We start from the raw sequence: 12483 nt of genomic DNA on the forward strand, positions 1-12483 counted from the left end.
CGTATAGCAAATGTGATAGATAAATAATAACATTTATATATACTCAGTACTGGAGGGATATTGTTATGAGAAAGCCTCGAATGATGCCTATCGCCATAACCGTTGTGATATCCGCTGCAGCACTTTTTGGCGGCTGGATGCTGTACAAGCAGGTCGCGGTAGCTTCTCCTTTAACGGATGCCGTTGTCAATGTACCGGGGGTCGCCAAAGCGGACAAACCGGTTATTGAGCAGGATAAAGTTAGCGTATCGGTCGAGCTGTCCGATGAGGCAAGCTTGAAGGATGTCTACACATCCGTAACGGAGCAAGGCAAAGCATTGGCAGGGAAGCGCAAGCTGGATATTGTGATTCAGGACGAAGAAGATGCATTGCTTAATGCGATCTGGCAGGAAGCGATGTTCGATATCGCACAAGCGATGGAGACGAAAACCTATTCCGATATTCCAAAAACGATGGAACGTGTCGCATCTGGACATGACGGTGTAGAGACCGTAACTGATATGGACGGAACCAATGTATATGTAACGATCAAAAACGCAGAAGGCGCCAAATATATCGTCTTGCCAAGAACGCCAAACCAAATGGGGGTGTGGCCTAATGCGTAAGTATGGATTGGAGCTAGCCATCGGATTTGTACCCGTTCTTATCGTATTTTTGCTTTTTATGGGGGTTAACGTGTTGCCGTTCCTATTCTTGGCGGCGGTCGGCGGAGCCCTGTTTTTTATGGCAAAAGGCCGCGGCAAGCTCACGGCGCTTTCGAATGGCAAGTCTAGAAGTGAAGTGAAGTCGCCTTCCTTTACCTTTGAGCAGATTGGCGGACAGGAGCGCGCCAAAGGCGAGTTGATTGAAGCACTCGATTTTCTGGTGAAGAAGGAACAGATTGCCAAGCTGGGCATTCGACCTCTGAAGGGCATCCTCATGTCCGGCCCTCCGGGAACGGGCAAGACGCTGCTGGCCAAGGCAGCAGCGCAATATACGGATTCGATCTATCTGGCCGCTTCAGGCAGTGAGTTTGTCGAGATGTATGTCGGCGTTGGGGCAGGCCGCGTCCGTGATCTGTTCAAGGAAGCTCGTACGAAAGCGAAGAAGGAAGGCAAAAGCAGCGCCGTTATCTTTATTGATGAGATCGAGGTCATTGGCGGCAAGCGCGATGGCGGACAGCAGCGCGAGTACGACCAGACGCTAAACCAGCTTCTGACGGAGATGGATGGCATTCATGCGAATGAATCTCCGCGTATTCTTATGATTGCGGCGACGAACCGCAAGGAGATGCTGGACAGCGCCTTGCTCCGTCCGGGCCGCTTCGACCGTCATATCGGCGTTGAGCTGCCGGACAAGAAGGGCAGGCTTCATATTCTGAACATTCACGCGGCCAATAAGCCGATTGAAGAATCGGTGAACATGGAGAGCATTGCGGAGCAGACCTATAGCTTCTCTGGCGCACAGCTGGAGGCGGTTATGAATGAGGCTGCGATCTATGCGATGCGCGAAGACCATGCTACCATTGGAGAACGCCATCTGACGATGGCGATTGACAAAGTCATGCTGGGAGAGAAGACCGATCGCGAGACGTCGAAGGAAGAGCGCGAGCGTGTTGCGCTTCATGAGCTTGGACATGCCATTATAGCGGAGATTGTACGGCCAGGCAGCGTGTCCCAGGTTGCGCTGTCGCCTCGCGGAGGCGCGCTCGGCTATGTGCGTCATCAGCCTCAGAAGGATCAATATCTGTACACGACGCCTTTCCTGCACGGTCAGATTATGATTACACTTGGAGGTGCGGCAGCGGAAGAGATGTTTTATGGCGAGCGCAGCACGGGCTCGCGCGGCGATTTCGATCAAGCGGTAAGCATCGTTAAGACGCTTGTGGAATCCGGTCTCACGCCGCTCGGCATCATCGATGCTTCTATGATGACACCTGACAAGTGGGCGGATGTGACCAAAAGCATTCTGGATGATTTGATGGAGAAAACCAAAAAACAGCTGGAGGAACGCCGTCAAGTCTTTACGGATTCGTTGGCTACGCTGCTTCGGGAGGAATCACTCGACGGCGACTCATTCCGGGTATTGCTGTCGCAGTCGGCAGCGGCATAAATTCATAAAATTGTCTACAATATTACAAATTTAAGGCGGACTCCCTGTCCGTCTTCTTTTTTGGTCGAATTACGTTATAATAAGGGGGAAACTATCAAGAGGGAGCAATTGCATCAATGATAAAAAAGGTTGGAGTAATCGGCTTAGGCACGATGGGTCAGGGCATCGCGGAGATGTTGGCCGCGAAAGGACTTGATGTAATTGTAATCGAGCGTACGAATGAGCGACTCGCCTATGGATTACAAATAATTGAAATCAGCTTGGATAAGCAAATTGAGAAATGGGCTCTGACAGGAGCGGAGAAGAAGCTTATCCTATCCAGAATCCAATCGGCATCGACCTATGAGGAGCTTGCGGGCTGTGAGCTTATCATCGAGACGATATCGGAGGATTTGGATGCCAAAAAAGAAGTGTTCAAGAAGCTCGACGCAATCTGCGGAGAGAAGGTAATTCTGGCAAGCAACACGTCTACACTCAGCTTGACAGAGCTGGCCAGCGTTACGAAAGTGCCGAACCGCGTAATCGGTCTTCATTTTATATACCCTGTTTCAAAAATCGATCTGGTGGAGATCGTCCTGGGACTGAAGACATCGGACGATACGTATGCCCGTACGAAGCATTTTGTCGAAGAGGTTCTTCAAATGAAAGGGATCATGGTGTTCGAGTCGCCTGGCTTTGTGACGTCTCGCCTGATCTGCTTGTTCATTAATGAGGCGCTGCACGTACTGGAGGAAGGCGTGGCGTCCGCTGAGGATATCGATAATGCGATGCGCATCGGCTACTCGTTCCAGCATGGACCGTTCGAGATGGCGGACCGATTCGGTCTCGACTCCGTTCTGGCTGCGCTTGAACGCATGTTCCGCGAATATGGGGAGTTGAAATACCGCCCCTCCATCGTACTTAAGAAGATGGTACGCGCCGGACATCTTGGAGCCAAGACAGGCGTCGGCTTCTTCAACTATGACATGGATGGGGATCGGATCTAATGAAAGTATTGGTTATTAATGCTGGCAGCTCTTCGCTGAAGTACCAGCTATACGAAATGTTGAACGAAACAGTGCTGGCAAGCGGACGCGTGGAGCGCATCGGCATGGATTCGTCCATCGTTACCCATGAGCCGACGGGGAAGCCGGAAGTGCGCGATGTGAGCGAGATTCTGGATCATGTAACAGCCGTTAAACGTGTGATTGATATGATCACGCACAAAGAGCATGGCGTTATCGGATCGATGACCGAGATTGATGCCGTCGGTCACCGCGTCGTGCATGGAGGAGAAGTGTTCAAGGGCTCTGTGCTTGTCACGCAGGAAGTGAAGCTGGAGATTCGCCGCTTGTTCGACCTTGCTCCGCTTCACAATCCAGCTCATATGATGGGGATTACAGCAGTAGAGGCCGTCATGCCGGAGGTGCCGCAGGTCGTGGTATTCGACACAGCCTTTCATCAGACAATGCCGCAAACCTCGTATTTGTACCCAATCCCTACGGTTCTGTACCGCAGACACAAGATTCGCAGATACGGCTTCCATGGCACATCGCATGCCTATGTAAGCGACAAGGCGGCCCGTTTCTTGAACAAACCGCTTGAATCGCTGAAAATGGTCACATGCCATATTGGCAATGGTGCGAGCTGCGCGGCTATTCTGGATGGTAAGTCGTTTGATACAAGCATGGGCATGACGCCGCTGGAGGGATTGATGATGGGGACGCGCAGCGGCGATATCGACCCTGCTATTGTTCCGTTCGTCATGAACAAGGAAGAGCTTACGCTGAACGAAGCCAATTCCATGCTGAACAAGCATAGCGGCATGCTTGCTATATCGGGCATTAGCAGCGATATGCGCGAAGTAACGGAAGCGATGCATGATGGCGACAAAAACGCAAAGCTCGCTTTTGATATGTATACGTATAGACTTCGTAAGTATATTGGCGCCTATGCAGCAGCCATGAACGGAATTGATGTTCTCCTCTTTACTGCGGGAGTGGGGGAGAATGCACCGGATGTGCGGGAGGCGGTATGCGAAGGCATTACTTTCCTTGGCATTAAGCTTGACAAGGAGAAAAACCGCCTTCGCAGTAAGGAAGCAAGAGAAATCTCGACACCGGATTCGCGAGTCAAGGTGCTTGTTGTACCGACAAACGAGGAGCTGCTGATTGCACGCGACACGAATTCCATTGTAAAAGGATTAAGTCATAGCAATCATCCTGTACAATAATTTGGCAAGACAATCATCAACGATTACTAGAGAGGAGAGGCTGGGCATGAACGACGAGCTATGGAAAGCCTACACGCATGGCATTGCAGCCGCGATTGGCGAAGGGGGAGTCCATATCCCCAGCCTCCTCCTTCAAAGCTACAGCCGTATCGGGTTATCTGATTCGGAGGCTATGCTGCTGATGCAGATCATGCTGTATGGACAAGCTGAGCGGAATGACTTCCCGACACCGGAGGAGCTTGCGGATAGAATGGGCGTTAATGTCCGTCAGATCGGCACATTGCTTGGCCGATTGATGAAGGACGGATTTCTAGCGATCGATGATTACATCGATGATGTCACGGGGTTGCGCAGCGAGCGCTATAACTGGAGCGGATGGCTGATGAAAGCTTCCGAGTGGCGGGCGACGTCGAAGCGTCAATCGAAGAAGGCGGACAAGCAGCCGATCGAGATGGAAAAGGGCGCTCCTGCATCCAATTTGTTTACAGTATTCGAGCAGGAATTCGGCAGACTGCTATCGCCAATGGAATGTGAGACGATTGTCAGCTGGCTGGACCAGGACCGCTATTCCGAGGAAATTGTATTATTTGCCTTGAAGGAAGCTGTATTCGCGGGCAAGCTCAGTCTCCGATACATAGATCGTATCTTGATTGAATGGAGCCGCAATCGGATTACGAATGCGGATGAAGCCAGAGCCCATGCGGGCAAGTTCCATGGCGGCAGAGCCTGATCCGGGTTTTAGGAGATAAGGATAGCTTCATAGATGTGAACACAAAGAAACCATGCCTATTCGCATGGTTTCTTTGTGTGAATTGAGGGATTATTGCTTTGCGGCATAAAGAATGGAAATCTGGTCATCGAGCTGCTCTGTCACAACCGAGTAGCTTCGCTGTTCCAGCCAATGAACAAGCTGGGGCAGCATGGACGGCACCAATCCCGCTAGTCGAATGGCATCCTTGTCCTTACCATGGGACTTCTGGCATGATGAGATTCGTTCGCTCTTCGGTCCATGCTTCATCAAGCCGGTAATGACCATTCTTCCTCCTGGCTTTAAAGTACGGTCCATCTCGCCTAATGCAAGCAGCTGTCCAGATGCAACCAGATGTTGCAAGGCGAAGCTGCAAGTGACAAAGTCGAAGGTTTGCGTGAGAGGCAGCGACAACAGGTTGCCTTGCCTCACGTCCACAAGAGGCAGCCGTTCTCTCAGCAAGCTTAACATTTCACCGGATTGCTCGACGGCCGTGATAATCGCGCCAGCCGCGCAGAGCAGCGATGTCAGATTGCCGCTGCCGGCCCCCGTTTCCAGACCGGATTCTTGCGGTGCCGGATCGATCCATTCCAGCGTCCTCCGAATAGCCTGATCATACTGCTGCGGCTGAATGATCCCGGAGAGCGCGATGAGAGGCGCCTCGTAGCCATATTGCCGGGCGAGCCCGTCATAGTTCCATTCATCACTCCAAGTCGTACGCAGCATGCGATTGTGGCGAATGCGATCTGCCGCTCGTTCGGCATCCTCCAGCACCGGCAAGCCTTCACGCTGCCAGCCAGTAATCGTCTCGTCGAATGCCCGCAGCGCATCCAGTGCGGCGGTCAGCTCTTCGTGAAGCTGAGCCCTGGCTTGATCCACCTTCCGAATCAGGCGATCCGGCTCAGCGATAAGCGGGATGGCCTCGGCAATCTGAGCTACGGACATGCCCAGCTCGCGCAAGGAAATAATCCATCGCAGCCGAGTAAGATCATCCTCCGAATAGCTACGGTAGCCGTTTTCATACGTTTTGCGGGGCGTGACAAGCCCCTTTTCCTCATAAAATCGAAGCGTTCTTGGCGTAACGCCAACAATTCGCGCTGCTTCATGAACCATCATAGCCGAACGTTCCTCCTATATCCGAACCGTACCTATCTACTTATTATGAAGGTTGACGTAACGTTAAAGTCAAGCGTTATTCCATTGTCGAGGGCAGCAAAAAAGCCGCATGCAGGATCATACAACTCTGCAGGCAGCTTATCTTTGAATTCCTATGTTATTCGGCTATCCGCCGCGCTTCAGCAGCTCCAGGCGATAGACATATTCGAAGATGAATTCGAATGCTTCCAGATGGCGCTTCGCCTCGAAGGCATTTGCTCCCCATGCATAGATCCCATGCTTGCGAAGCAGGATGCCTGGAATTTCGCGATCGATTCGCTCTGTAATCTCCGGAACGATCGATGGGATATGGGCGAAGTTCGAGACGATCGGAATATCGATATGCTTTTCTTCTTCCCATAGGTTAAATCCTTTGATCAGCTCGACGCCATCCACCGGCACGGATTTCCGGTCCCAGAAATATTCGGAGATCACGTTATTGAACACGGAGTGGGTATGGAAAATGGCGCCAGCGCCTGTCAATCGATAGATTTCGCAATGAATAAGCGTTTCAGCCGAAGGCTTCAGTGATGTTGTTTCGCAAGCTTTGCCATTCTGGTCGACGAAGAGATAATCCTCCGGCGTATGAACCGTCTTGTCCTTGCCGCTTGCCGTGATGGCGAATTGGAATTGCTCTGGCGAATAATCGCCTACACGGACAGACAGATTGCCGCTTGTGCCAGGAAACCAGCCTCTGGACGCGAACAGGTCCTTCACCTCGCGCAGCTCGCCAAGAGCGCGCTGCTTGTCCTCCGTACGGATGTGATCAAAACTCATAATGATGACTTCCTTTCTTCGTTCATGGCAGCGATGATGTCATGAAAGGTATCGAATTCGGTATGTGCCAATCCGAGCTCCTTGCACTTTGTCGTCAGATGGGAGCGGGAGTATACGGTGTCCGCCAGCTTGGCTCCCTCGAAGTCGGTTACGCTGTCCCCGATAATAATCCGTTCATATTCGTCGGCCGGAAACTGGCGCATAATCGTTGTTTTGCACATGCCGCATTCGTTGGTGCAATGCCCGTCGCAGGGATGCGGCCACAGAATCTCGATTCGCTCGTCCGAGAAGTCACTTCCGTTGCAATAGATATGATCCTGCGGAATATCGAATTGCGACAGTACAGGATATACGAAAAAGTCAATCCCGCCGCTCGTCACATAAAAATCAATGTTCTGCTCCTTGCAATAGGCGATGAATTCGGCAAAGCCATCCCGAATGCGCACATTGTTAATGCCGAAGGAGACGACTTCTTCCTTCATGGAAGCAGGCAGGAGGCGGAAGAGGGCGCCTACGCCCTCCTTGATCGACAGCTCTGTCGAGATGGTGCGCTCGGCAAGGCTTTCCCAGCCATCCGGGTTGAAATGCTTAATAATCGCAATGATGTTGTCGTTTATCGTGATCGTGCCGTCGAAATCGCAAAATACGATGCGTTTCTTGGATGTCTCTGATTTCGTCATGCTTCTTTAATCCCCCATGCTTGTATGGCTGCTTTCAATGCATCGTTGCCGCTCGCCTCAGCGGCTTCGCGCAACGGAGTTCCGCTGGTTGCGGCTTCTATTGCCTGGCGGAACGCTTGACCGCCTGCGGCTGTGCCCATCGGATGTCCGTGGATGCCTCCACCGGCATTCACGACAACTTCGTTGCCGAAGTCCTTCAGGATGAGCGGCACTAGTCCCGGATGAATGCCCGCGGAAGGGACTGGGAAGCTGGTCTTAAGCCCGTGGAGAGGGCTAAGCAGGGCGTCCTTGACGGCCAGATTCTCTTCCTTCGGCATCACTACGGAGCCGTAAGGAGACGGGAAGAGCACAAGATCCGCTCCAGCGAGCCGCATCAGCTTGCCCAGCAGCAGGGAAGCTCCAATGCCGTAATGCGGCGAAGGATAGAACGCTCCAGCGAGAGCGGGATGCGCCGCAATCGGCACATTAATTTCGGGATCTTTGCTAAGCTCATGCAAGACGTCGTAGCCGTAGGACAAGACGTTGAACAGCAGCGCATTCGCGCCAGCTGCTACAGCCTTACGGGCATTCGCGGCCAACTGGGAAGTAGGTCCGGTCAGATTGACCGCGTATAGCAGCTTCTGTCCGGTCTCTTCCTGCGCCTTGCGGGCGGCTTCCATACAAGCCTCAACCCGTTTCTCCAGTGGCGTTAGCGGGTTCTCGAACAGGATTTCATCATCCTTGATCAAATCTACGCCGCCTAGCGCTTGCTTGTAGAACTGCTCCTGAAGATTAGCCAGATCATGTCCGACAACGGATTTGAATATGCTCATCAGCAGCGGGCGGTCATGGACGCCGAGCAATTCGCGTACGCCGTTTAGACCGAAGCGCGGGCCAGGGAAGGCCGAAGCGAAATTTTCGGATACGTCCAGATCAATCAGCTTTATACGTCCGTCCATTGACAGCTTGCCGAATACGGTGACGAGCAGGGCCGGGATATCGCGACTGAAGTTAATGTCGGGGTATGCAATGCGAATATCCGCGTAGCGCTCGCCGGCGGCTCCGTTCGCAGACTCATGTACCTCAACGGACAGTACCTTGCCCAAATGTTTTTCCATCTCCGCCTTTTTGGCTTCCGGCAGCTCCGTCCAGCTGCCTACGGTCAATCCTACGGCAATGGATAATGCTTTTTTATCAAAATCGGCTTTATCGTCATAGGAACGATAAGTGGCAATACATACTTGGCTCATTCCGCAATGCTCCTTTCAATGACAGCCCCAATCTCGGCAGCGCGCTCGGAGGAGCGCTTCATGCCTCTCACAATCGCTTCCGGCAGTCCGGCTTCCGTCATCGTCTCGATTGCGGCTTGCGTTGTGCCGTTCGGGGATGTGACTTTGCGCCGCAGCTCCTCCGGGCGTTCTCCGGTCTGCTTCACCATCTGTGCCGCGCCCAGCACGGTCTGAACGACCAGCTCCTTCGCCATATCAGGCTCCAGACCAAGCTCTTCAGCCGCTTTCATCATGGCTTCCATGACATAGTAGACATAAGCGGGACCGCTGCCGGATACGCCGGTCACAGAGTCCTGCAGCGACTCTTCGACGACTGCGTTAATGCCGATCGACTGGAACATCGCTTCGCTGATCAGACGCTGCTGAGGCGTAACCTTCGACGAATAGCTGATGCCGGTTGCGCCAAGGCCAATCGTGCTCGACGTATTAGGCATTGTCCGTACGATTGACTGATCCGCTCCAAGCAGCTTTTCCATCGAAGCGATGGAAAGGCCAGCAATCACAGACACAATCAATGGCTTGGAATGGAGCAGGGGAGCGATAGCCGAGATCGCTTCAGCAGCATCCTTCGGCTTCATCGCTAAAAAAATAATATCCGCTTCCTGCAAATACGTATCATTGGATGAGCCTTGCAGGACGGTTTGAACGCCGTAGCGCTCATGAAGCTCCGCAAGCCGTTTTTCGTTGCTGCGGTTCAACATCGAGATTTTGGATGGCTCGACAAGCTTCTCGTGAATCAAGCCGCGTGCAATCGCTTCTGCCATGGAACCTGCGCCGTAGAAGCAGATCCGCATAGCTGCGATACCGGTCTCCGTAAGTATAGTCATGGTTGGTCTCCTCCTGAAAAAGGTTTTCCGTAAAAAATCTAGCTTCGAAGCATCAGGCTAGCCTCTAATTTGGCCATTGCCTGTAATGCGATATTTTGTAGAGGTCAATGCAGGCAAGCCCATTGGACCGCGTGCATGAAGCTTTTGCGTGCTAATCCCGATTTCCGCGCCAAATCCAAACTCAAATCCGTCGGTAAAACGAGTAGACACATTATGGTAGACAGCTGCCGCATCCACTTCCTGCAGGAAGCGATCGGCATGCTCGCCCGTCTCAGTCACGATACATTCGGAATGCTTCGTTCCGTGGCGGCGGATATGACTCAGTGCCTCGTCAAGCCCGTCTACTACTTTAACATTTATAATATAATCGTTGTACTCTGTGCTGAAATCCTCATCGGTTGCAGTCCGTATATCGCCCAATAGTGCCTTGGAGCGTTCACAGCCTCTCAGCTCTACATTGGCCTTGAGCATCGGTTCGACCAGCGCCGCCAATTGTGCCTCTGCGATGCTCTGGTGAACAAGCAGCGTTTCGATGGAGTTGCAGACAGAAGGACGCTGTACTTTCGCATTAAAGGCAATATCGGAAGCTATAGCGATGTTCGCCGTATCATCTACAAATACATGGCAGATGCCTGCGCCGGTTTCGATGACAGGTACCGTTGCGTTCTCTACTACATTTCGGATGAGGGCAGCGCCGCCGCGCGGAATAACGACGTCGAGCAGGCCGTTCAGCTTCAGCATCTCGTTGACGGATGCGCGGTCGCTGTCTTCGATTAATTGGATCGCATCAACCGGCAGGGCGGTCGATCTCATGGCATCCTTCAAAATTTCTATAATTTTGCGGTTGGAGGACAGGGCAGCGGAGCCTCCGCGCAATACGACGCAGTTGCCGGTTTTGAGGCATAGGCCTGCGGCGTCAACAGTAACATTCGGACGCGCTTCGTAGATCATGCCAATCACGCCAAGCGGAACGCGGCGCTTCTCTACCTTCATGCCGTTCGGGCGCTGGAACGATTCCAGCAGCTCGCCAACTGGATCCGGAAGCTCCACGATCTGCTGCAGCCCTTCCGCGATACCCGCAATGCGCTCGCTGTTCAAGGCAAGACGGTCGAGCAGGGAGGTGCCGGTGCCATTATCCCGGCCGCGCTGCAAGTCTTCGGCATTCGCCGCAATAATCTCTTCTTCTCTTGCAATTAAGGCATCCGCCATCGCCGACAATGCGGCATTTTTCTGCTCGGTCGTCAGCTTGTTCATTGCTGCTGCGGCCTCTTGCGCCAGTGTTGCTTTTGCTCTCACTTCACTTATCATTCCAGTTCCCCTCCTGGTTCATTTATCATACGGTACTATTTGAGCGTAATCCATTCATCCCGGTGTATGACTTCGATCCGGGTAACGTCGACTCTGCGGGCAACCTCCTCCGAGCCAAGGCCGGCAGCAGCCTGCAGCTGCCATGCGGCATAATTGACCACGCCTCGGCCCAGCACTTCATTCTGGCGATTCACGACCTCCACCACATCTCCCGGATGAAAGTCCCCGTCGCTTGCCGTTACTCCGGCGGGGAGGAGGCTCTTGCCGCCAATCAGCAGGGCGGTCACCGCGCCATCATCAACCGTAATTCGTCCCTGCGGCATGGAGTGGAATCCGAGCCATTGCTTTTTCATCGGCAGGCTGTGCAGCTTCGTATCGAAATAGGTGCCTCGTCCGATGCCTTCAACGGCACGAGTCAGATCTCCCTCCAGCTGAACCTTGCCGATAAAGGCGCCTACACCGCCGCGCATGGCAACCCTGGCCGCTTCAATCTTGGAACGCATGCCGCCCGTTCCGACGGAAGAGCCGGCACCGCCTGCGAGCTTCAATATTTCTTCCGATATTTGCTCCACGCGCTCAATTTTGGTTGCTTGCGGGTTTTTGCGCGGGTCCTCCGTGTAGAGGCCGTCCATATCGGTAATGATGACAAGCTTGGCAGCTTTGGTCATTGCCGCAACAAGCGCGGACAGATTATCGTTATCTCCGAACTTGAGCACCAGCTCGTCGGTCGCAACGGTGTCATTTTCATTAATAATAGGAATAATGCCTTGCTTCAGCAATTCCTCGATCGTCATAAGCGCGTTCTGAATGCGGCGGCGATTGGAGAAATCCGCTCTCGTAAGCAAGATTTGCGCTGCAATAATACCGTAACGGGAGAGGGCCTCCTGATAGGCTTGCATCAGCAATGCCTGCCCGACTGCCGCAGCCGCTTGCTTTTCATGTACAATCTTCGGTCTGGACGCGTATCCAATCTGGCGGAAGCCTGCAGCAACCGCACCCGAGGTCACCAGCATGACTGCATCTCCCTGACGATGGCGCGAGGCGAGCTCTGACGCGAAGAAGGAAATGCTTTCCCGATTCAATCCGCCTTCTTCTGAGGTTAGCGAGCTGCTGCCGATCTTCACCACGATTCTCTCCGACATATTCATCCCATCCTATACTGGTTTTCTGACAGCAAAAAAGACTTCCATCCTCTAAAGGACGAAAGTCTTTGCTTCCGCGGTACCACCTTCGTTGACGATGTGCCGCAAGGCATAAGCATCGTCCATCTTGAAGCCTCGTAACAGGAGGCGCTGTCCGGCTTGTCGCCGGCCGTTCGGAGGTAGGTTTCGGCAGAGGGCCTAAGGTAAATTCTTGCAGCCGGTGGAATTTACTCTCTGGGCAAGGCCAAATCTGCTTACTGGTCCCGTCATCACGT

The 12483-nt window shown here is 53.0% G+C and carries 12 protein-coding genes; 5 read left to right on the plus strand and 7 right to left on the minus strand.

Annotated features, from left to right (window positions below; all coding sequences use genetic code 11):
* Window positions 1-65: 65 nt before the first annotated feature.
* The 5 genes from D3P07_RS07645 (at window position 66) to D3P07_RS07665 (ending at window position 5033) form a co-directional block, all read left to right on the plus strand.
* Window positions 66-605 (plus strand): hypothetical protein, encoded by a 540-nt coding sequence (locus D3P07_RS07645; RefSeq protein ID WP_119799593.1) that lies wholly within the window; start codon window positions 66-68, stop codon window positions 603-605.
* Entirely contained in the window at window positions 598-2091 is a 1494-nt protein-coding gene (locus D3P07_RS07650) for an AAA family ATPase (RefSeq protein WP_119799594.1), read from the plus strand. The genes D3P07_RS07645 and D3P07_RS07650 overlap by 8 nt, the downstream gene beginning before the upstream one ends.
* A 116-nt stretch (window positions 2092-2207) precedes the next feature.
* Window positions 2208-3077, plus strand: coding sequence for a 3-hydroxyacyl-CoA dehydrogenase family protein (locus tag D3P07_RS07655; RefSeq protein ID WP_119799595.1), 870 nt, complete (start codon window positions 2208-2210; stop codon window positions 3075-3077).
* Complete coding sequence (locus D3P07_RS07660) at window positions 3077-4303, plus strand: acetate kinase (protein ID WP_119799596.1); 1227 nt, start codon at window positions 3077-3079, stop codon at window positions 4301-4303. Before D3P07_RS07655 ends, D3P07_RS07660 begins: the two co-directional genes overlap by 1 nt.
* 46 nt (window positions 4304-4349) lie before the next feature.
* On the plus strand, window positions 4350-5033 hold the full coding sequence (locus D3P07_RS07665; protein ID WP_119799597.1) for a DnaD domain protein: 684 nt from the start codon (window positions 4350-4352) through the stop codon (window positions 5031-5033).
* A 90-nt stretch (window positions 5034-5123) separates the two neighbouring features.
* Here the strand turns inward: D3P07_RS07665 and D3P07_RS07670 are convergent, their stop codons facing one another.
* From D3P07_RS07670 to proB, 7 genes are all read right to left on the minus strand, one after another.
* Entirely contained in the window at window positions 5124-6167 is a 1044-nt protein-coding gene (locus tag D3P07_RS07670; protein WP_119799598.1) for a MerR family transcriptional regulator, read from the minus strand.
* Between the two features lie 165 nt (window positions 6168-6332).
* On the minus strand, window positions 6333-6983 hold the full coding sequence (gene mtnB, locus D3P07_RS07675; RefSeq protein ID WP_119799599.1) for a methylthioribulose 1-phosphate dehydratase: 651 nt from the start codon (window positions 6981-6983) through the stop codon (window positions 6333-6335).
* A complete protein-coding gene (locus tag D3P07_RS07680) occupies window positions 6980-7663 on the minus strand; it encodes a 2-hydroxy-3-keto-5-methylthiopentenyl-1-phosphate phosphatase (RefSeq protein WP_119799600.1) in 684 nt (227 codons plus the stop codon). Before D3P07_RS07680 ends, mtnB begins: the two co-directional genes overlap by 4 nt.
* The gene (locus D3P07_RS07685) at window positions 7660-8892 is read right to left on the minus strand and encodes a 2,3-diketo-5-methylthiopentyl-1-phosphate enolase (protein WP_119799601.1); all 1233 of its coding nucleotides are present in this window, start codon (window positions 8890-8892) and stop codon (window positions 7660-7662) included. Before D3P07_RS07685 ends, D3P07_RS07680 begins: the two co-directional genes overlap by 4 nt.
* Window positions 8889-9758, minus strand: coding sequence for a pyrroline-5-carboxylate reductase (gene proC / locus D3P07_RS07690; protein ID WP_119799602.1), 870 nt, complete (start codon window positions 9756-9758; stop codon window positions 8889-8891). The genes D3P07_RS07685 and proC overlap by 4 nt, the downstream gene beginning before the upstream one ends.
* 57 nt (window positions 9759-9815) lie before the next feature.
* On the minus strand, window positions 9816-11066 hold the full coding sequence (locus tag D3P07_RS07695; RefSeq protein ID WP_310732537.1) for a glutamate-5-semialdehyde dehydrogenase: 1251 nt from the start codon (window positions 11064-11066) through the stop codon (window positions 9816-9818).
* A 35-nt stretch (window positions 11067-11101) separates the two neighbouring features.
* Window positions 11102-12208 carry a glutamate 5-kinase gene (proB, locus tag D3P07_RS07700; RefSeq protein ID WP_119799603.1) on the minus strand — a complete coding sequence of 369 codons (1107 nt, stop codon included), beginning with the start codon at window positions 12206-12208 and terminating at the stop codon, window positions 11102-11104.
* Between the last annotated feature and the right edge of the window lie 275 nt (window positions 12209-12483).

The sequence above is a fragment of the Paenibacillus sp. 1011MAR3C5 genome, assembly GCF_003591485.1.
Lineage (GTDB): Bacteria > Bacillota > Bacilli > Paenibacillales > Paenibacillaceae > Pristimantibacillus.